Source organism: Sulfitobacter sp. S223 (assembly GCF_025143825.1).
Lineage (GTDB): Bacteria > Pseudomonadota > Alphaproteobacteria > Rhodobacterales > Rhodobacteraceae > Sulfitobacter.
In genome coordinates this window covers 196,563-217,575 of record NZ_CP083560.1, presented here as the reverse complement: position 1 = coordinate 217,575, position 21,013 = coordinate 196,563, and the positions used below count along the sequence as shown (strand labels likewise).

Here is a 21,013-nt window from a genome sequence, read left to right as displayed (position 1 = left end):
GCGGCCTGACGGCCGCGCCACGCCCCAAGCCGGAGCTACGCTCCGGCTTGGGGCCGCATTCAAGTTCAGGCACGGACCAGCTTTTCGTAGCTTTCAGCGATGTCACGGGTCAGTGCACCCACTTCGAAGGTAAAGTCTCCGATCTGACCAACGGGAGTGACTTCTGCCGCAGTGCCGGTAAGCCAGCACTGCTCAAACCCAGCAAGCTCTTCCGGCATGATGTGACGTTCGTGCACAGTGATCCCGCGTTCTTTCAACATGCCGATCACAGTTTGACGCGTGATGCCGTTGAGAAAACAATCGGGGTCAGGCGTATGCACTTCGCCATCTTTTACAAAGAAGATGTTGGCGCCCGTCGCCTCGGCCACATAGCCACGGTAATCATACATCATCGCGTCAGAGCAACCTTTCGCCTCTGCCGCGTGCTTGGACATGGTGCAGATCATATAAAGACCCGCGGCCTTTGCATGGCTCGGGATGGTCTCCGGCGACGGGCGTTTCCACTTGGAGATATCAAGCTTTGCACCTTTCATCTTGGCGTCGCCATAATACGCGCCCCATTCCCATGCTGCGATCGCCATACGCACAGGGTTGCGTGATGATGCGACACCCATGTCTTCACCAGCACCCCGCCAAGCAACAGCACGCACATAGGCGTCTTGCAAACCGGATGCCTTCAGAACCTCAGCCTTCGCAGCCTCAATCTCGTCTATGGAATAGGGGATTTCGAAATCAATCATTTGCGCAGAACGCTTGAGGCGTTCTGAGTGTTCACGGCTTTTGAAAATCTTGCCGTTATATGCCCGCTCACCTTCAAAAACAGAGGAAGCATAGTGCATCGCGTGGGTCAGGATATGCACATTGGCATCCCGCCATGGGATCATCTTCCCGTCCATCCAGATGTGCCCGTCACGGTCATCATATCCGCCAGCCATACTATTTCCTTTCGAAATGTGTCGATATTTTCCACATATTGCGCAAAAGTCCGATTTATAGACATATAGTTACGCAAAACTATGAATGGCCTAGCCTTTCAGGGTTGGAGTGTCAACAACACTGACATAAAGTCACCCGCACAACACTCCAAGGAGACGACCCATGGACAGGCGAACATCCAGCCCCTCTAGCGGGGAAGCACTGCTGTTTCTGACTGATGAACAACTCAGGCAGGGGATTGAAGCGATGTTTTTTGCATACCGTGGATTTACCGCAGATCCTGACCGGATTTTGGCAGACATGGCCTATGGGCGCGCCCACCACCGTGCGATCCACTTTATCGGCCGTGCGCCGGGAACAACTGTGAACAACCTGCTCAACATCCTCGGGGTTACAAAGCAATCGCTGAACCGTGTATTGCGCACTTTGATTGCCGATGGTCTGGTAGAGAGCAAGGTGGGACGCCAAGATAAACGTGAGCGGCATCTCAACCTCACAGAGGCGGGACGGACATTGGAACAAACCCTATCAGACGCACAGCGTGCACGAATGCGTTCGGCATTCCGCGATGCAGGCCCCGAAGCCGTTGCAGGATTTCGCACCGTGCTGGAGGCGATGATGGATAGCGAAATGCGCAGCAGCTACGGACGCCTCAAGGACGGTTCACCATGAGCGCTCATGACGCTCATCTGCTGATCGTCGATGATGATGAGCGTATCCGCACCCTGTTGCAGAAATTCCTGATGCGCCACGGCTTCTTAGTAACTGCCGCACGGGATGCCGCCCATGCGCGGCGCCTGCTATCCGGGCTGGAATTCGATTTGATTGTTCTTGATGTGATGATGCCCGGTGAGGATGGTCTAAGCCTGACCCGCGCCTTACGAGAAACCATGACAACGCCCATATTGCTGCTGACTGCCAAAGGCGACACCGACAACCGTATCGAAGGATTAGAAGCCGGGGCCGACGACTACCTTGGCAAACCGTTCGAGCCGAAAGAGCTGTTGCTACGGATCAACGCAATCTTGCGGCGGGTGCCAGAGCCCGCTTCCCATGACACAGCACCAAAAGTGCTTACGTTAGGCCCGATCCGCTATGACATCGAGCGGGGCGAGATGTGGGAAGGTGAAGAGCTGGTAAGACTGACAGCAACAGAAATCCAGCTGATGAAAATATTTGCCGCCAAACCGGGTGAAGCCCTAAGCCGGTCCAATCTAGTGGAAGAACTGGGACGCGACCGCGGACAGGCGCAGGAACGTGCAGTGGATGTCCAAATCACCCGCTTGCGCCGTAAAATTGAGCCTGATCCAAAGCAGCCACGCTATCTGCAAACAGTACGAGGCGCTGGATACATGCTTGCACCTGATTAACAATATCAAAAGGGGGCCAGCCCCCACCGCCCCCATTCGGGGTCGGCTCCCCCGGGATATTTACAGCCAAAGAAAATAGGCGGATTGAAGCCAACCCTGCGCTGGTCATGGGAGGGTTCGCGCACTATGGTCTGCGCGACATCAGACAAGTGAGATTTCTATGAGCGATACACCGGTTAACGAGATGAGCTTCGAGGCTGCGATGGCGGAGCTTGAGACGGTTCTGGGCAAGCTGGAGCGTGGCGATGTGGCGCTGGACGAAAGCATCACGCTGTATGAGCGTGGCGCGCTTTTGAAAGCACGCTGCGAGGCTAAGCTGAAAGAAGCTGAAGAGAAGGTGGCAGCAATTACGCTCGACAGCGACGGGAACCCGGCGGGATTAAAACCGGTCGAGGGTCTCTAGGAATGGGGCTTTTTAGCCAATCACTACAAGAGGCCGGTGCACTAGCGACACGGGAGATTTCTGCCGCGCTTGAGGGAACCGACGGGCCAATCCGCGATGCCATGTTGTATGCCTCTACTGGCGGCAAAGGTTTGCGTGCGTTTCTGGTCTTGGAGAGTGCCCGGCTGCACGGCGTAGATGTGCTAGACGCAGCACCAGCGGCTGCGGCAATTGAAGCGCTGCACGCCTATTCGCTCGTGCATGATGACCTACCATGTATGGATGATGATGCTTTGCGGCGCGGTCAACCGACAGTTCATCGCAAATGGGACGAAGCCACCGCAGTGTTGGCTGGTGATGCGCTACAAACGCTTGCCTTTGAGTTGGTAACGCGAGTCGGCTGCACGGATGCAGCGCGCCTCGCATTGGTGCGCGGCCTTGCGTCAGCGTCCGGCATACGTGGCATGGTCGGCGGCCAATCGCTGGATATCGCGGCGGAAACGTCACCTAAACCTTTGACGCTGCCCCAAATCACCGAACTTCAGGCTGGCAAGACCGGTGCGCTGATTGAATGGTCAACCACCGTGGGACCGCATATGGCGGGGGATGACGCAACCGTCTTGGGGCTTTACGCGCGCGATCTTGGTCTCGCCTTCCAGATTGCAGACGATATTCTGGATGTGGAAGGTGATGCCGCGATGGTTGGCAAAGCCGTTGGAAAGGACGCAAATGCAGGCAAGGCCACATTTGTGTCGCTGCTCGGACTCGATGGAGCAAAAGCGCGGGCGCAAACCCTCGTGACGTCAGCCTGTGACGTGCTATCTGTTTATGGCACGCAGGCCGATAGGCTGCGCGAAGCGGCCCAATTTGTGGTTGCGCGAAAAAGCTAGGGACGATGATATGACTGACCAACCGAAGACTCCCTTGCTGGACCGGATTAATCGCCCTGCGGATATGAAAAGTCTTTCTGATCACGAATTGACGCAGCTTGCGTGCGAAGTGCGCGATGAGACTGTTTCAGCGGTTTCCGAAACGGGCGGGCATCTGGGCGCTGGTTTAGGCGTGGTTGAGTTGACGGTCGCATTGCATGCGGTATTCGACACCCCACGCGATAAAATCATCTGGGACGTCGGACACCAATGCTATCCCCACAAAATTCTGACGGAACGGCGCGACCGTATCCGCACGCTGCGGATGAAGGACGGCCTGAGCGGCTTCACCAAACGCTCCGAAAGCCCTTATGATCCCTTTGGCGCGGCGCATAGCTCGACCTCTATTTCTGCTGCACTCGGCTTTGCCGTGGCACGTGATTTGGGCGGTGTGGTGCCAGAAGGCCTTGGCGATGCGATTGCGGTCATTGGTGACGGATCAATGTCTGCCGGCATGGCATACGAAGCGATGAACAACGCGGGCCACCTGAAAAAACGACTGATTGTTATTCTAAATGATAATGAGATGAGCATCGCCCCGCCTGTAGGCGCCATGTCTGCCTATCTCAGTCGACTTTACGCCGAGGAGCCATTTCAGGAACTGAAGTCCGCAGCGAAGGGCGCTGTTAGCCTGTTGCCCTACCCGTTCCGTGAAGGCGCCAAGCGCGCCAAGGATATGCTGAAAGGCATGGCCGTCGGCGGCACTTTGTTCGAGCAATTGGGCTTTAGCTATCTTGGGCCAATAGACGGACATGACATGGACCAGTTGCTGCCAGTGTTGCGCACCGTCAAGGCGCGCGCGACGGGGCCTATCCTGATCCACGTTCTGACGAAAAAGGGCAAGGGCTATGGCCCGGCCGAGGCCGCGCGGGATAAGGGCCACGCCACCGCTAAGTTCAACGTTATCACGGGTGAACAGAAGAAAGCGCCTAGCAATGCGCCAAGTTACACAAACGTCTTTGCCGATAGCCTGCTGCAACTGGCAGCCGAAGACGACAAGATTTGTGCAATCACTGCAGCGATGCCCGATGGCACCGGCCTGAACCTGTTTATGGAACGCTACCCCTCTCGGTGTTTTGATGTCGGCATTGCCGAACAGCATGGCGTGACGTTCTCCGCAGCGTTGGCCGCTGGCGGGATGAAACCGTTCTGCGCGATGTACTCCACATTCCTGCAACGCGGGTACGATCAGGTCGTGCACGATGTGGCGATCCAACGATTACCAGTCCGCTTCGCGATTGATCGCGCTGGCTTGGTGGGTGCCGATGGCGCAACGCACGCGGGATCATTTGATGTGGCCTTCCTTGCCAATCTTCCCGGATTCGTAGTGATGGCTGCCGCCGATGAAGCAGAGCTGAAACACATGGTTGCCACCGCCGCCGCTTATGACGATGGGCCGATCGCCTTCCGTTTCCCGCGCGGCGAAGGACGTGGCGTAGATATGCCTGAACGCGGCATTCCACTGGAGATCGGAAAGGGCAGGATGATCCGCGAAGGCAAACGCGTCGCCCTGTTGTCCTTTGGTACTCGTCTGGAAGAAGTCGAAAAGGCCGCCGAAGCTCTTGAGGCAAAAGGGATCACGCCAACCGTCGCCGATGCGCGTTTTGCGAAACCTCTCGATAAGGACCTGATTTTGTCTCTCGCGCGCAACCACGAAGCGCTCATTACAGTTGAGGAAGGTGCGGTCGGCGGATTCGGAAGCCACGTAGCGCAGCTTCTAGCCGAAGAGGGGGTCTTTGACAGCGGACTGAAGTATCGCTCAATGGTGCTGCCAGACATCTTTATCGATCAGGCAAGTCCGGCAGACATGTATGCAGTCGCTGGCATGAACGCAGAAGACATCGTGGCAAAAGTGCTGAAGACGCTAGGTATCGGACAGATTGGTGCCCAACGCGCCTAGCCTTTTTGTGCGGCAATCAATGCATCTAACTTTGCCTCAAGCGCGCTAAGCTTGTCGGTCACTTCGAGGCGGTAAGCATCCGTGCTTGCCACTGATTCCTCTTGGTGCGCGTCCTGCATGGAGTTCACGATAAGACCAACCAAAAGGTTCACCACAGCAAAGGTTGTGACCATAATGAACGGCACAAAGAACAACCATGCTTGCGGGTAAACCTCCATCACTGGCCGGACGATGCCCATGGACCAACTCTCAAGCGTCATAATCTGAAACAGCGAATACCCCGACCGGCCCAGCGTGCCGAACCATTCATCGAACGCACCTCCGAACAGCTTGGTCGCCATCACGGCCGCAATGTAAAAGATCAGCGCCATGAGCAGAAAAACCGAAGCCATGCCGGGCAATGCCGTCACAAACCCTTCCACCACGCGGCGCAAACGCGGTGCCACCGATACAACCCGCAGTACCCGCAAGATCCGCAAAGCGCGCAACGCAGAGAAACCCTGTGCCACCGGCACAAGCGAAATACCCACAATGACAAAGTCAAAGATATTCCAGCCGTCACGAAAGAACCGCGCGCGATAGGCAATCAGCTTTGCCAGCAGTTCAGCCACGAAAATAGCGAGGCAAATCTTGTCCAAGACTACGATCAGATCACCGGCCCGTTCCATGATCGGCTTTGATGTTTCCATCCCCAAAATCACAGCGTTAAACAGAATAACGCCAAGAATCACATTCCGTACCCGGTCAGATTCAAGATAAGTGATAAGTTTGTTCGTGAAGGTCATGGGGGCTCCGTCGTCCGCAGGTTATGGCCTATATGGCGCGTCACCGGCACTGGAACAAGGCAGTCCTACAATAGAAAATATGATGCAACACCAAGCGTCAGCGTGATCATGCCGTAGCCCGCCAGCACATAGAGGCCGTCACGCGTAAAGAGCCCGAAAACAAGCAGCGCAATCGTAAGGGCCCCCGTAGACGACACGAGCGGCAAGACCTCTAGAAAAGGCCAACCGATCGGGATGATCGCGCAGGCGGACAGCGTGATAAACCGCATGCCTCCCTTCGTAAAAACCTTTAGTCGCGGCCTGGTGTGCCGATCTACGAGGCGGGAGGGCCCGCGCAGCCAGTCCACCATTGATGACAGGCGTTTGCCTGATACTTCGCGGCGCAAAAGTACATCTGGCAGCCACAGATGCCGTCGGCCTGCAAGCGCTTGAACTGCCAAAATGATGATAAGACCCGCTGAGATACTTGGAACACCTGGAATGCCGGATATCGGTGAAATCAGGATTACAGCAACAACAAGAATGACCGGCGTAATGGATCTGTCGCCCAATTCGTTCAGCACGTCTCTGATGCTGACCCGATCTGTTCCTTGCGCCGCAGTCGCAACTCGGTCGAGAAGATCATTCAGATCACGGTGGCGTGGGTTGTTCATTCAGCTTTCGGTTTTGCCGCTCTGCGCCAGCATGGCAGCTAGACCGCTCCGATAATCAGCGTAGGAGGGTTCCCAGCCCAACGCGCGCTTAATGTGATCGTTCCGAACACGTTTGCTTTCGGCGTAAAAGCTGCGTGCCATTGGCGTCAGATCGGCCGTCTCGAATGCCACTGCTGGCGGCGTTGGTAATCCGAGCAGCTCTGCGGCATGGCCAATCACATCCTGCGGTGGCGCTGGATCATCGTCACACATGTTAAAGATCGCTCCCGGCATGGGCGATGCCAGAGACAACTCAAGCCCATGCGCAATATCGTCTACATGGATACGGCTGAACACTTGACCGTCCTTGATGATACGCCGCGCTGTGCCTTTGCGAACCTTTTCAAATGGCCCCCGGCCCGGCCCATAGATACCGGCCAAACGAAAGATATGCAGCGGTAGATTGCTAATAGACTGCCATGCGCTTTCGGCCTCTACCCGAGCCTGACCTCGTTTTGTAGAGGGGGAAAGCGGTGTCTGCTCATCGACCCAGCCCCCCGCATGATCTCCGTACACACCTGTGGTGGACAGGTAACCGATCCATCTCATACCGTCCGCGGCTTGCTCAAAAGACGCGTGCAGAGCCGCGAGGACAGGGTCCCCGTCAGGCCCAGGGCCAGCGGAAATCAGAATGTTCGGAAACTCTTGGATCAGGGGCCGTAGATCACTCCCCGGCCACAATACGGGTTCAACACCAGTAGCGGCAATCCCGTCCATCTTGTCAGCGCTTCGGGTGGTGCCTACGATATGCCAGCCTTCGGGGACCAACCGCTTTGCCAACGCCCGCGCGCTGAAACCATGACCGATCGACAAAAGACGTTTGTCCATATGCGCTCCACCCTCAGTGTGGACCCTATCCAAACTGTAGGCCCAAAATGGAAACGGCCCCCCGATATGGGAGGCCGCTTACAAATTCGATTAGACTAAGACTTAGTCTTCTACTGGGTGATCTGGTGCAGAATCGTTGTCGTCGTCGTTTGCAATCAGAGCGCCAACAGCTGCCAGAGCAACCAAGCCACCGATGATAGCTGGTGCGCCGATGCCGGAACCGGCTACTGGCAGAACTGGTGCTACAGGCTCTGCTTCGTATGTTGTGTTCAAAGAACCAGCGAAAGAAGCTGTTGCGGACGCCAGCACGAGAGCTGCGATGGATACTGTTTTCATCATTATCGAATTCCTTTTAAAGTTTGGTCGGGAATACACCCTTTGGTCGTTTGATAGTAGAACTATGTTTTTTTAACAATGATATTTAAGAGTTCTGGGGTAAAAATCAGGCGCACTATCGCCTACCGTTGCAACTTTGCCTAGTTTCTAATCACGATGATCTCAAAAAAGCCGGCGGATGGACTTACCCACTGCCGAGACTTCCTTACCAAACCAGAGCCAGGCTGCACCCAATAATCATTGCTAAGTCGCACTGCCTGCTGCGGGCCACCGACACAGTCCTCACGCATGTGGCGCGTATCAAATAATTGATTTGCAACACTAATTCTTTCGCCACCCATGTTGCGAACATTGCAACTAAACACGTAGTCGGTTGTCGTCACATCGCCATCAGAAATCGTGTAGCGGCGCGTACCGCTGGTTGTAGCCCCGGCCTGCAAAGCCCTGATCGTCATGTCAGCATCTGCTGCAATTATGTCACTACCTATGCCACGAGTCCCCACAAGCACACCATTCCGCAGAATAATTTGCGCGTTATCAGTGGAGTTCCACACCTCTACAGTCCCGAGCCCCGAATCGCGACGCGAAGTTGCTCGTGTAAGGAAATCGCTGCCGCCGAAAACCTCTGGATTGATCTGAACCACCGGCACAGTAATCTTCGAAAGGATATCGGCAGTTACCTCGGTTTTTGCTGGGGGACCTGCCCGGCGAGACGACAAAATCTGCGCCCCGACAGCACGCAACTGGTCGACTGAACTGGGCTGCTCATCGTTCCGAGAAGAGTAGCTACAGCCAAGCAGCAAAGATGAGACAAGAACTGCACCTGTCAGGCGTCGTACAACGTTGATCATTCCCATACTCCAGACCAGTTACCGACCAATCCTGCGCGATGCCCGCTGCGGACCTGCTCATACAAACGACCTGGCGTGCTCAGACGCGCGCCCCCGTCCCGCTCGAAAGGTCGAACTGTGATCGACCTTGTATCTTTGGTAGGTCGGCCAATGAACCAGCTTGCGGGGATTGTCAGCTTTACGCCTTTATCGAAGGATCCGACGCCGAATTCTTCTTTTGAGACATCGGTGAGCGTAAAGAATCCGCCAAGCCGCCAACCGTTCGAAAATTCACGTTCCAGCGTGACCGTAGCCCCGACATCTCCGGCAAGGTAGCGCCCGACATCAAGCTGACCTGTAAACCCGTTCTTGAACTCGTAGTAGGCAGAAGCATGCCCTGTTGCGACTGTATAGTCTTGAAAACCAAGCAAATCGTCGAAGGCACGCTGTTTCACATAGTTGGCTTCGACCCCAAGCGCGAGCCTACTTGCAACAGGCTTCCACAAGACCTCACCGGAAATGCCGCCGTACATCCGCTCAAGATAGCCGCCGGTGACGCGTGCATAGATATCAGGCGAAATCTTCCATTGCCTGCTAAGATAGAGGTTCGTGACAGTCGTTCTGCCGCCTCGGTCATATGCGGCCGCGTTTGAACGAACACGGGGCAACAGGAACTCACCGGAAGTCTCTGAATCTTCCAGATTGCCCGTCAGTCGGTGCTGTAGACGACCAGCCAACTTCCAGCCAGGAGCAGGCTCGAACGAAGCAGTGATATCAACGCCCAGATCGAAACGTACTGGCTCATTGGCATCGAAATAGCGCTGCTTCAGGTAGGGTCCGATTGACCAGTTGTAAGCGGGATACAAAGCTTCGTTGCGCGCGCTACCGATCAATGTCGGCGCGGCACCTTCAAATCCGGTGACTGCCAAAAGTGCGGCCGGCGCATCGGAGGAGAACTCCAATGCTTCCAGATCGGAGCGGCGGAAGACAACAGCAGATTGCGCCAGATTTCCAACAACGGGTACAATTCGGAAAGTTTCAACCGAGTCAGGCAACAGGCGCGCAAGCACACGCGCAACGCGCCCCACGGAAACGGCCGTCGCGCCATAGCGCCCGTTGGTATAGCGCACTTCGGTCTCGGAAGTGCTTGTGCGCACTTCGATCAACGTAAGGCCCTCGGCCTCTAGCAATGGTATCAGCGCATCACGGATGAGGACTGAACCACCCTCTTGGGACGCATACCAATCGGTAGTGTAGGACTCAGGGTTTTCGCGGCGGCTAGGCCGTATGTAATAGGGACGCGGAGCCGGCAAACGCATGTTTGTGATAGGCCGGTTCGGGTGCAATTGCATCTGCAAGTTCACACCGAATTCAGAGCCAAACAGATAGTAGCCACCAACACGCAGACGCTCGGAAACCTGATACTCGGTCGCAAAGTTAAATCGGGACTCGCGGTCAAAACTTCCGTTGCTTGTCTCCAACGTGTACGCATCCGAGCTATACTCGGCTTTTACGCCCCATTTATCATTGATTTGCCACTCTAGGCCTGCAAACGGTGCCATCTCTCCGCGGAACCACTGGTCAGTTGAGAAATCTCCGCCGGTGTCACCCGGTGTGAAGGACGGGCGATCAGAGCCAAACGGCGACCCAATACCACCAGAACTACCAAGACGCCCCCAGCCCAGACCGACTGTCGCTTTGATCGTGCCCGGAATGCGGTCACCGGAAAAGTTCTTGGTCGCCGCAATAAACTCACCCGCATAAATGCCTGTACCTGCGAAATCCTGAAGCCCGACAGTCACTGCGGGCAAATAACGGCTTTCGCGGTTAAGAAGGAACCGCACGTCAAAGCTCCGATCCCGATAGGTATCAAAGCTGCTGAAGCCCGCGTCCTTGATCCCGGAGTAACGGAAACTGGCCTGAATACGCGGAAGCGCCTGAAACGTCAGGGTGGTGCGGGTTTGACCGGCAAAGTTGGACACTGCGACAGCGACCTGCCCATCGGGCAATGCCTCTGCAGATGGCATGTCGATCAATCCCGGCACACCATAAAAGTTGAGTGTTGGACGCCCTGCCAAATTGAAAAACGCATCTTCGTCCTGAGCAAACGTAGCAACAGGCCAGAATGCGGCGCAGCCCAACAGGGACGCACCAAGGACGGTTATCTTAGGAAAACGCATTGATTTTGCTCTCTGCCCGAAAATATTTTGAGGGAGTAATGCACGCCAGCCAGACGAGCGCAATAATACCGAAGTAAAACCGGCAGGATTACGGCCTGACGTGACAAATCTGCGCCCTGTCTCAGGACACATCGGCTTTGACCATCACGTCATCAAATCCTTCGACCCAGCGGCGGACAACGTCCCGCGCCATATCCTCGTCGCTTGCAACGAATGCTTCTCTCAAACGCCTTAAAGCCCCGGCAATCTCAATCTGGGAAAGCCCGTTTTCACGGGTCATAAAGATTTTGGGATAGGTTGTTCCGTATAGCTCATTCGACAACGTCAGTTCTTCGGACATCTTTTCGCCCGGCCGCAAACCCGTGATCTGGATTTCGATATCACCGTCAGGATTATCTGCGTCCCGCACTTCATAGCCGGCACTCTCGATTACCTGACGGGCAAGCTGAAGGATCGGCACAGGCTGGCCCATGTCCAGCACAAACACCTCTGCACCGCGACTGATTGAACAGGCTTGCAGAACCAGCTGAACAGCCTCCTGCACCGTCATGAAATACCTTTCGACCCCTTTATCAGTCACCGTAAGAGGGCCGCCTCGGCTCAACTGCTCTTGAAAAAGCGGCACGACAGAGCCGGAAGATCCCAACACATTGCCAAACCGCACCATCGAAAACACGGTACCATCCGGTCCTTGACGCTTTGCCAGATCCTGCAACACCAACTCTGCCAATCGCTTGGACGCCCCCATAACATTCGTGGGGCGCACAGCCTTATCCGAAGAGACAAGCATGAACCGCTCCACCCCTGCGTTGACAGCTTGCTCGGCCAACGTCTGCGTGCCGAAGACGTTGTTGACCAATCCCGTAAGCGGGTTCGCCTCAACCAGCGGCACGTGCTTATATGCTGCCGCGTGCAGAACGACATTGACGTTGTGAGTAGCCATCAATTTGCGCACTTGGCGACTATCGGTGATCGACCCCAGAACGGGGATCAACTCGATCGATAGGCCCTCTTGCTCGATCATGGCGGTCAATTCCATATCGATGTTGTACAGCCCTAGCTCGCTCAGCTCGAACAGGATCAATTTTGACGGTTTGCATTCCATAACCTGGCGGCTCAGCTCGGACCCGATTGACCCACCAGCCCCGGATATAAGCACAACCTTGTCTTTGAAGCTCAGACTGGCATCGCCCAACGGGTGGGCGACCTCAGCGCGGCCAAGGAAACTGCGCGCTGACACCGGTGTCAGCTTGTTGACCAGCGCCTCCTCTCCGATCAATACCGAAAACGAAGGAAGGGTTTGAACCTCCAGCCCCATCCGCTCCAGCTTGCGCGCGATTTGCGCTTGCTTGGGCCGGCTTAACGAAGGCACGGCCAAAAGTACGCGGTCAATCTGTTTGTCCTTCACCACCGCTTCGATGCTTATCGACGGGTAGACTGGCAAACGCTGCACACGCATGCCCTGCAAACCCTTATTGTCATCAATAAAGGCCACAGCATCGATGGTTTTATGTCCACGCAGCGCGTTCACAAGATGGAGGCCGGTTGTTCCTGCCCCGTAGATCAATACACGCGTCCGCTTGCTGGAATAACGATAGGCAGCCAGAACCAATTGCAGCAGGACAGCCCGGCTAACAACGGCAAGGCAGAAGAACACCAGTCCGAAAACCAGATGCAGACCAAACGAAAGGTTCAGCCCGGCAACGTCCGAAAAGGCAACCGAGGCAACAGTCAGAAGGAAGGCATGGATCGCGGTCAGACCAACCGAAGTGCCGTCATAGGTACTTACCTGAATATCGTTGATGCCAAACCAGACCGACACACCTACAGCAATGACCAGCATGTAGGGCATCAAAAACATGTAGCTGCCAAGATTACCCATGACGCCGCCGGGCAAGGCCTGCGCTTCAAATGCAATCACCAGCGCCACAAGCACCAAAGCACCGTCAAGGACCAACATGATCCGGCGCTTGCTCACCTTGCTGAGAGACTTAATCCAGTTCAACATAACCCGACCTATTTAATTCACCACACAGACGGCAAATGGACGCAACATCCGTCACACCAAAACAATCGCGCCTTGTATGCCCGCTATACTAACTGAATCTCGTAGAGTTTCATATCGTTTCATCCGATTCCAAAGGGTTTAGCCCTTTGTCCGCCGAAAGAGGTTTCCTATCGTCTGAAAAACCAGATCGAAATCGTAGCAAACATTCTGATGGCGCTGATAGATCAGATCCAGCTTAGCCTTACGCGGCACGCAGATACGGCAATAGACATCATCGGTCTGCGCTGCTGTTTTGCATCGGGACAAAAGCCGCTCTTCGTGTTTGTGAAACCTTATCGTCGCCAACCCGGTCACACCCGGCCGTGATTTTAAAACCTCGCCATAGATGTCTGGAAAGCGCTCGACATATTCCCGCAAAGGCGGGCGCGGGCCAACGAAAGACAGGTCCCCTTTCAGAATATTCCAAAGCTGGGGAAATTCGTCCAACCTCTTGGAACGCAATCGGGCACCCAACGGCGTCACACGAGACGCCTTGTTAGCGCCCGATACGCCTTGATCCTCTTCCACAACCGTCATCGTCCGGAACTTTATCAGCCCGAATGGCTGGGTGGGCGTCTTCATACGCTCGGCCACATAGAACAAAGGGCGGCCCTGTTTGAGATATATGTAAATCACAAGCAGGAGGATCACGGGTCCGAGAATAACCACCAACAGGCTAGCAAAGAACAAATCGAATATGCGTTTGCGCAGGGTCATGGTGGACCGGCTCCTTGAGTGGGTGTCGCATCGCACTGCCTACTGCGGCGCTGGGGGAAAGACGCCGATCTATTTCGGGTCACAGCCAAGGTGGCTGTTATCAGACTTGCAAAAACAGATGCGAACGGCTGCGCCATGGAGCGCATGAAACTTGAATAACTGTGGCGGTTCTGCCGCACTTTTTGCCCGAACAAAAGGAGAATGCAAACACATGCGACCTCCTCTCACGGGGAAACCGGTATGCGCGGCGCAGAAGCGCGCAGTCATGCTAAGAGAGCTGCCAGCGATAAATGCTGGGCGCGTTTCTCCAAAGGCCTTCCTTGCAACGGCAATCATAGCGGAATATGGGAAACATAATGCTGAATAGATTGACGTTGAGGCGTCATCCAGTATCGTAGCGATCGGAAATAACCGACCTGAATCCGCCAGACACAAGGCGCAAGATTGAGGTTGGATCAGGAAAAAGTGAGCGGTGGCGCAAATGATCAAGTTGACCAAACACATCCTTTGGATTGTGCTTTGCCTCACAGTGACGGCTTGCGGGCCCCTACCACGCGGTGCAGCAATTCAGTCCGAAATCACAAAAGGCGCTGACAAAGCCGAAGCTGATTTCGCGGTCTATCCGATCACCAAAGCTTTCCTGCCCAGCCTGCGCGAATGGCCTAAGACCGGTGAGCGTAGCTATAGCTGGCTTTCCCATAGCAGCGGGTCGAATGCTCAGATAATCCGTGCAGGAGATACCCTTGATGTTGTGATCTGGGACAGCTCGGAAAACTCGCTTTTGCTTAGCCCTGGCGCACGTAGTACAAATCTGTCGGCGGTCCGCGTCTCAGCGAACGGCACAATATTTGTTCCTTACGTGGGCAAAATACGTGTAGCAGATCGCACCCCAGACAGCGCACGTGAGTTACTGCAGCGCCAGCTTGAAGCGGTTGCACCGGGTTCACAGGTTCAATTGTCGATGGCCGAAGGCCGCATCAACTCGGTTGATGTGGTTAGTGGCGTACGATCACCCGGCAACCTTAAGATGCCGGATCAAAATTTTTCAGTGCTTGCGGCAATTTCGGCCTCTGGCGGCGTCAACGAAGGGCTGACTAACCCTCAGGTCAGACTAGTCCGCGGACATACAACATATCGCACCTCTCTCGAACGGCTGTTCGAAAATCCCAAGCTTGATACCCGTTTGAATGGTGGCGACAGGATCATTATCGAAGCAGACGATCGCTATTTCCTCACGCTTGGGGCCGCTGGTAAGGAAAGCCAATTCGATTTCAACCGCGACAAGGTATCGGCGCTTGATGCGCTGTCCATCATGGGTGGTGTAGCTGACAACCGCGCCAACCCTAAAGGCGTGCTTATCCTGCGTGAATACCCCGCGTCAGCGCTAAGCGCCGGACAGCGCGGCCCGCGAAAGCAACGTGTCGTCTTTACCATCGATTTGACCAATTCTGATGGACTGTTCTCAGCCCGCAACTTCCACATCCACTCCGGTGATCTTGTTCTAGCGAGCGAAAGCCCGATTTCGAGTGTTGGAGTCATATTCGGACTTGTCGGCTCCGCCTTTGGCCTGATCAATATAGCTACAAACTAAACAAGGCCTTACGGCATTCTGATATGCTTGCTCTGCGGCAGCAGGGCATTCATCTCTGCAATATGCTCTGGCAGGCATTTGGTCAAAAAATCGTAATGTTTGACCACATGGCGGCGGGCAGCAGGTCCAAGATGAGCAAAGTCCTGCGGACGCTCCAACACCTCGACCACCTGCCGCGCCAGCGCTTTGTGATCGTGAAAATCAACAAGCAATCCAGTTTCTCCATGCGTCATTGCCTCACGGACAGGCGCAACATCCGAGGCGACGATAGTGGCTTCCATGGACATCGTTTCAAGCAATGACCACGAAAGGACAAATGGCATCGTCATATAGATGTGGCATCTGCTGATCTGAATTATTTTCTGATAATCTGCGTAGGGCACCTGCCCCAGAAAATGCACTCGGCTCCAATCCACGCGATCACCAACCTCGGCTTCCATTTCTCCCCTTAGGCCGCCCGGGTTTTTGCTTTTTGATCCGTAAGATACCTCGTTCCCGCCAATGACCAGAACGCGGGCGTTGGGCCTTGCTTCAAGAATGTCGGGCAACGCGCGCATGAACTTATGAAAACCGCGCATCCGTTCCAGGTTGCGCGCCATATATGTGACGATCTCGTCTCCGCGCCCGACAGGTGACTCAATCCGTCCAAGTTTGACTCGCGCTTCGTGATCCGGCTTTAGCTTGTCTGTTCGAATCCCGTCATGACAAACGTAAATCTTGCTGTGCATTTCAACTGGAAAACAGTCTCTTTGCCATTTGGTCGGGCTTAGACCGCGATCCACTGTGGTTATGTTCAGCGCCGGGACAGTATTACGCGCCTGAAGCAAAAAAGGCGTATGAACATTAACAGGCTCTTCTTCGTCAAAGTTCACGGGCCCGCCAAAAAGGCGGTAGTAGTATTCAAAAAAGCCGATAATCGGCACGTCTGGCCACACTTGTTTCAGGAACGTCAGTTCTCCCCAACCAACATGACCGACCACAAGATCGGGTTTGAACCCCTCCTCAGCTTCGATTTTCTGACAGGCAAGCGCTGCACCAAAGCCTGCGCCGCTTGCCTCTTCCCAAACTTTGCTCAGACCATAGGCTTCTTTTTTCGGGCCGTGGTGGGGGGCGTAGATGCGCGTTTCTACACCAGCAATCTTGGCAGGGTTCTTGCGCTGGGTCAGGAAATAGATCCGATGCTCACCTTGTTCAGCCAGCCACTGCACCAGTTCGCGGTATTGCCCCGGCATGTTCTGGTGCACAAACAAAATATTCATCAGGTCAAACAGCCTTTTATGGTCTCAAAGAGAATACAGATAACCCACTGAATCCGATCTTGGCAAATATCCTATTTGCCCGTCCAGACAGGGTCCCGTTTTTCTGCAAAGGCCCGCGCGCCCTCCATCTGATCATCAGAGGCATAAAGCGTATCGACGCTGCGCAGTTGTCGCCGCGTGATCCGGTTCATCGTGTCCTGAAATTTGGCATCTTCAGCATCCCGCACAATTTCCTTGATCGCCGCATAAACCAGCGGTGGGCCAGAGGCCAACAGCCGCGCCAGTTCCCATGTACGATCCATCAAGTCACCCGCCGGAACGATCTCGTTGATCAGCCCCCATCCTTTACCCTCTTGTGCATCAAACCAGCGCCCGGTCAGCAACAGCTCCATTGCGATGTGGTACGGAATACGCTTGGGCAGCTTTACACTTGCGGCATCCGCTACAGTACCTGATCTGATCTCGGGAAGAGCAAATGTCGCATGATCTGCAGCAAGGATCATGTCTGCGCTCAAAGCGAGCTCTAGCCCCCCGCCACAACAGATACCGTTCACAGCCGCAATCACTGGCTTGTTCAAGCCGGGCAACTCCTGAAGTCCACCGAATCCACCGACACCGTAATCTCCGTCAACGGCGTCACCGTCAGCCGCTGCCTTAAGATCCCAACCCGGGCAAAAGAACTTGTCACCACCGCCGGTAATTATCGCCACACGTAACTCTGGATCATCCCTGAACTCAGCAAAAACCTCTCCCATCCGACGCGATGTGAGCAAATCAATGGCGTTGGCTTTGGGTCGGTCCAGCGTCACTTCCAGAATAGCGCCTTCACGGCGGAGTTTGATAGGGTCCATAGTCTTTTCTCCTCAGGCTTTGCGCAGCAATGCATCCACTGCGACGGCCGCGTCAGGTGTACACATCAGCGGGTTGATCTCTACCTCGCTGACAGAGGCAGCACTGGCAATGACATATTCCTGAACAGCCATGACTGCGGCAATAATCGCGTCCAGATCAGCGCCGGGTTTGCCGCGATAGCCCTCGATCATCGGCCATATGCGCAAAGACCGCAACGCTTCCTCAACGGCTTGTGCATGCACTGGTATCAGTAGGGATACGGTATCTTGCCACAATTCGGTCAAGACGCCTCCGGCCCCAAGCGTCAGAACAAATCCGTGCGCAGGATCACGCAGGACGCCGACCAACAGCTCTGCCACGGCCCCTTGTACCATTTCTTCAACAAGATACCCCCCGTCCGGCATATCGTCGGCCGCCTTCGCGACATCTTCTGACCCTAGGCCAAGCCGGACACCACCGGACTCCGACTTATGCGCAAGACCCGTCACCTTGAGAACCAGCGGCCCCTGCAACGAAGCAGCCGCTGCCTTCAGGCCATCCCGCAGTTCCACCGCAACGCCCTTTGGGACAGGCACACCGAAGGCACCCAAAGCCGCTTTTGCCTCAGCTTCCGGCACCAAAGCGGCCTCTCGGTCAGGGCCGGGTAAAAGCACGGGCAATTCTTCGGGTTTTCGCATCGTAGCGGCCACAGTTGCCGCAGCAATCGCCTCGCTGAGGCCCCTCATCGGGACAACGCCCCCTGCGGCCAGCTGGGCGGCAACATCCAAGGGCATCAGCTCAGGCAGCGTGGCGACAACGGCCACCGGCCTGTCGCTTTGCGCGCGCACAGCCAACGCAGCTTCGGTCGCGCAAACCCAATCCGTGGCGTCGGTATGCGGGTAGTCCACAATGATCATTGTCAGACCAATGTGGGGGGCCGCCATCGCCAACCATGCTGCCGTCATCTTTTTTACGTCGCGCCAAATATACGTGTGGTAGTCTAGCGGATTGCTCAGCGCGACCATTGGACCAAGTGCGGCTGATAAATCAGCACGCTGGGATTCCGTGAGCGGTGGTAACGAAATTCCTGAACCGACAGCCGAATCTGCGGCAAGGCTGGCTTCGCCTCCGGAACAGCTGATCGAGGACACTGTCGGCGCATCAAGCCGCCCCACCATATGCAACAGCTTTAATGTTTCGAGAAATACCGGCAGGCTCGCGACGCGGCCTATGCCCAGCCGTGCCAGCAGCGCGGCTGCGCCTGCATCGCTGCCTGCCAGCGAAGCTGTATGCGATATAGCGGCCTGCTGTGCTTGATCCGATCGTCCTACCTTCAGCGCAATCAATGGCACACCTTTTTCATACGCCTTACTTGCCAACGCATGCCAGTCGGCCAAATCGCCAAACCCTTCGATGTGAAGTCCGATTGCGGTAACGCGTGGATCATCCAAGAGCTCACAAGCAATCTGCGCTTGTGTCGTCTGCGCCATGTTCCCACAGGCGACCACATAAGCGATGGGCAATCCTCCAAGCTGCATGGACAGGTTTATCGCTATGTTGGAAGATTGCGTCAGGATCGCCACCCCGCTTTCCACGCGTGTACAGCCGTGCTGATCCGGCCACAAAAGAGCACCGTCCAATGCATTTATGAAACCATAGCAGTTCGGCCCCAAAACGGTCATGTTCCCTGCGGCCTCAACCAAAGCGGCCTGCAAATCAGTCCCGCGACCATCCTCAGCCGCCGCTTCCGAAAAACCCGAAGCAAAACAAACCGCCCCACCCGCCCCCATTTCAGAGAGCTGACGGATTATCTCGATAGAAGCTATCCGGTTCACACCAACGAAGACCGCATCAGGAACATGAGCAAGCGAACTAAATGACGAAATAGATTGCACGCCCTCAATAACTTCCGAACGCGGGTGAATAACATCAATCCGACCCGCAAAATTCATGGCGCGAGACTGCCTGACAATCTGGGCACACCAAGCGCCACCACCTATCACAACAATCGATCTAGGGCGCAGCAAGCGCGATAGGTTACGCGACATAGTGAACTCTGACCAAAAAAAGAGTTTTGCCTTCGGCAAGGATATTTCTTTTGGCCATAAATATCCCAGGGGGACGCGGCCGCAGGCCGAGGGGGGACTGGTCCCCCACTCCGTTGTCGCAACTACGCGCCAAAATTTCTGTCACGCGCCCAACGCCCGTAGCATCTCACGGCTAATAATGTGCCGCTGTATCTCGGATGTTCCGTCCCAAATCCGCTCTACCCGCGCATCACGCCAAAACCGCTCTAGTGGATAATCGTCCATTAACCCCATGCCGCCATGGATCTGTATCGCTTTGTCCGTGACACGGGCGAGCATTTCACTTGCATAGAGCTTTGCGCTTGCGATCTCGCGATTTGCGGGCAGACCTTTATCAAGCCGATCTGCTGCAGCCAGTGTCAGCAAATCTGCAGCATCAATCTCGGTAACCATATCCGCCAGTTGGAAAGACACCCCCTGAAACTTGCCGATCTTTTGGCCGAATTGTTCCCGCTCTGCGGCATAGCTAAGCGCGTAGTCGAGCACCCGCCTAGCCCTGCCAACGCTCATAGTCGCTACGGTGATACGTGTCGCATAGAGCCATGTGTTCATCACATCGAATCCGCTATCAACTTCGCCCAAAACCTGCGCATCCGGCAAACGGCAATCGTCAAATTCGAGAATCATATTTTTGTAGCCGCGGTGGCTCACCGACTTGTAGCCGTCACGGATCGTGAACCCTGGCGTGCCTCGATCGACGAGAAACGCAGTAATACGTTTTTTCGGGCCTTTTGGTGTCTGGTCTTCACCTGTTGCGATAAACACAATGACAAAATCCGCGTGTTCTGCGCCGGAAATGAAATGCTTCGTACCGTTGACGATCCAATCGCCACCATCACGTACTGCACTGCACTTCATACCGCGCACATCCGAACCAGCACCCGGCTCTGTCATGGCAAGTGCATCCATGCGTTCACCTCTTACGGCGGGCATCAGATAGCGCTCTATCTGCTGCCCTTCGCAAGCCATCAGAATATTTTGTGGCCGACCGAAGAAGTGATTCAACGCCATGGAGCCACGCCCCAACTCTCGTTCCACCAGTGCAAATTCGACATGGGAAAGCCCAGCACAACCGACACTTTCGGGAAATTTGCAGGCGTAAAAGCCAAGATCTATTGTCTTTTGTTTGATCTGCTGAGCGATCTCGGCAGGGACTTCGCCAGTGCGTTCCACCAGTTCTTCGTGAGGGTAGATTTCTTTTTCAACGAACGTGCGCACCGTGTCCGCAATCATCTGGTGTTCTTCAGTCAGCCCATAAATCATAGTTGGCTCTTTCTGTTCAGTCGGAATTTGAACGGCTGTGCCGCATGCCG

At 55.1% G+C, this 21,013-nt stretch carries 19 protein-coding genes; 6 read left to right on the top strand and 13 right to left on the bottom strand.

Annotated elements, in window-relative coordinates:
- Nucleotides 1-65: 65 nt before the first annotated feature.
- Nucleotides 66-935: a branched-chain amino acid aminotransferase gene (locus K3757_RS01025; protein ID WP_259998463.1), complete on the bottom strand. Its 870-nt coding sequence runs from the start codon at nucleotides 933-935 to the stop codon at nucleotides 66-68.
- A 163-nt stretch (nucleotides 936-1,098) separates the two neighbouring features.
- Here K3757_RS01025 and K3757_RS01020 point away from each other — a divergent pair, with 163 nt between their 5' ends.
- The 5 genes from K3757_RS01020 (at nucleotide 1,099) to dxs (ending at nucleotide 5,517) form a co-directional block, all read left to right on the top strand.
- A complete protein-coding gene (locus K3757_RS01020; protein ID WP_259998461.1) occupies nucleotides 1,099-1,608 on the top strand; it encodes a MarR family winged helix-turn-helix transcriptional regulator in 510 nt (169 codons plus the stop codon).
- On the top strand, nucleotides 1,605-2,306 hold the full coding sequence (locus tag K3757_RS01015) for a response regulator (protein WP_259998459.1): 702 nt from the start codon (nucleotides 1,605-1,607) through the stop codon (nucleotides 2,304-2,306). The genes K3757_RS01020 and K3757_RS01015 overlap by 4 nt, the downstream gene beginning before the upstream one ends.
- Before the next feature lie 160 nt (nucleotides 2,307-2,466).
- Nucleotides 2,467-2,709: an exodeoxyribonuclease VII small subunit gene (locus K3757_RS01010; protein WP_259998457.1), complete on the top strand. Its 243-nt coding sequence runs from the start codon at nucleotides 2,467-2,469 to the stop codon at nucleotides 2,707-2,709.
- A gap of 2 nt (nucleotides 2,710-2,711) precedes the next feature.
- Nucleotides 2,712-3,578, top strand: coding sequence for a polyprenyl synthetase family protein (locus tag K3757_RS01005; RefSeq protein ID WP_259998455.1), 867 nt, complete (start codon nucleotides 2,712-2,714; stop codon nucleotides 3,576-3,578).
- Nucleotides 3,579-3,588: 10 nt separating this feature from the next.
- Nucleotides 3,589-5,517 carry a 1-deoxy-D-xylulose-5-phosphate synthase gene (dxs, locus tag K3757_RS01000; protein WP_259998451.1) on the top strand — a complete coding sequence of 643 codons (1,929 nt, stop codon included), beginning with the start codon at nucleotides 3,589-3,591 and terminating at the stop codon, nucleotides 5,515-5,517.
- Here dxs and K3757_RS00995 read toward each other — a convergent pair.
- The 8 genes from K3757_RS00995 to K3757_RS00960 all read right to left on the bottom strand — a co-directional run bounded on the left by K3757_RS00995 (nucleotide 5,514) and on the right by K3757_RS00960 (nucleotide 13,932).
- The gene (locus K3757_RS00995; RefSeq protein ID WP_259998448.1) at nucleotides 5,514-6,302 is read right to left on the bottom strand and encodes an ion transporter; all 789 of its coding nucleotides are present in this window, start codon (nucleotides 6,300-6,302) and stop codon (nucleotides 5,514-5,516) included. The genes dxs and K3757_RS00995 overlap by 4 nt on opposite strands.
- Before the next feature lie 65 nt (nucleotides 6,303-6,367).
- A complete protein-coding gene (locus K3757_RS00990) occupies nucleotides 6,368-6,955 on the bottom strand; it encodes an exopolysaccharide biosynthesis protein (protein WP_259998446.1) in 588 nt (195 codons plus the stop codon).
- Entirely contained in the window at nucleotides 6,956-7,822 is an 867-nt protein-coding gene (locus K3757_RS00985; protein WP_259998444.1) for an SDR family oxidoreductase, read from the bottom strand.
- Between the two features lie 102 nt (nucleotides 7,823-7,924).
- Complete coding sequence (locus K3757_RS00980; RefSeq protein ID WP_259998443.1) at nucleotides 7,925-8,161, bottom strand: hypothetical protein; 237 nt, start codon at nucleotides 8,159-8,161, stop codon at nucleotides 7,925-7,927.
- A gap of 137 nt (nucleotides 8,162-8,298) precedes the next feature.
- Entirely contained in the window at nucleotides 8,299-9,009 is a 711-nt protein-coding gene (locus K3757_RS00975) for a YjbF family lipoprotein (RefSeq protein WP_259998440.1), read from the bottom strand.
- Nucleotides 9,006-11,168, bottom strand: a complete 2,163-nt coding sequence (locus K3757_RS00970) for a YjbH domain-containing protein (protein WP_259998438.1) — start codon at nucleotides 11,166-11,168, stop codon at nucleotides 9,006-9,008. The genes K3757_RS00975 and K3757_RS00970 overlap by 4 nt, the downstream gene beginning before the upstream one ends.
- A 121-nt stretch (nucleotides 11,169-11,289) precedes the next feature.
- Nucleotides 11,290-13,176 (bottom strand): nucleoside-diphosphate sugar epimerase/dehydratase, encoded by a 1,887-nt coding sequence (locus K3757_RS00965; protein ID WP_259998435.1) that lies wholly within the window; start codon nucleotides 13,174-13,176, stop codon nucleotides 11,290-11,292.
- 138 nt (nucleotides 13,177-13,314) lie between these two features.
- Nucleotides 13,315-13,932: a sugar transferase gene (locus tag K3757_RS00960; protein WP_259998431.1), complete on the bottom strand. Its 618-nt coding sequence runs from the start codon at nucleotides 13,930-13,932 to the stop codon at nucleotides 13,315-13,317.
- 481 nt (nucleotides 13,933-14,413) lie between these two features.
- On the opposite strand from K3757_RS00960, the gene K3757_RS00955 reads away from it, so the two are divergent.
- Nucleotides 14,414-15,523, top strand: a complete 1,110-nt coding sequence (locus tag K3757_RS00955; RefSeq protein WP_259998429.1) for a polysaccharide biosynthesis/export family protein — start codon at nucleotides 14,414-14,416, stop codon at nucleotides 15,521-15,523.
- Nucleotides 15,524-15,531: 8 nt separating this feature from the next.
- Here the strand turns inward: K3757_RS00955 and K3757_RS00950 are convergent, their stop codons facing one another.
- The 4 genes from K3757_RS00950 to K3757_RS00935 form a co-directional block, all read right to left on the bottom strand.
- Nucleotides 15,532-16,782, bottom strand: coding sequence for a glycosyltransferase family 4 protein (locus tag K3757_RS00950; RefSeq protein ID WP_259998427.1), 1,251 nt, complete (start codon nucleotides 16,780-16,782; stop codon nucleotides 15,532-15,534).
- A 71-nt stretch (nucleotides 16,783-16,853) separates the two neighbouring features.
- The gene (locus K3757_RS00945) at nucleotides 16,854-17,633 is read right to left on the bottom strand and encodes a carnitinyl-CoA dehydratase (RefSeq protein ID WP_259998424.1); all 780 of its coding nucleotides are present in this window, start codon (nucleotides 17,631-17,633) and stop codon (nucleotides 16,854-16,856) included.
- Between the two features lie 12 nt (nucleotides 17,634-17,645).
- Entirely contained in the window at nucleotides 17,646-19,661 is a 2,016-nt protein-coding gene (locus K3757_RS00940) for an acetate--CoA ligase family protein (RefSeq protein WP_259998422.1), read from the bottom strand.
- A gap of 141 nt (nucleotides 19,662-19,802) precedes the next feature.
- Complete coding sequence (locus K3757_RS00935; RefSeq protein WP_259998420.1) at nucleotides 19,803-20,963, bottom strand: acyl-CoA dehydrogenase family protein; 1,161 nt, start codon at nucleotides 20,961-20,963, stop codon at nucleotides 19,803-19,805.
- Between the last annotated feature and the right edge of the window lie 50 nt (nucleotides 20,964-21,013).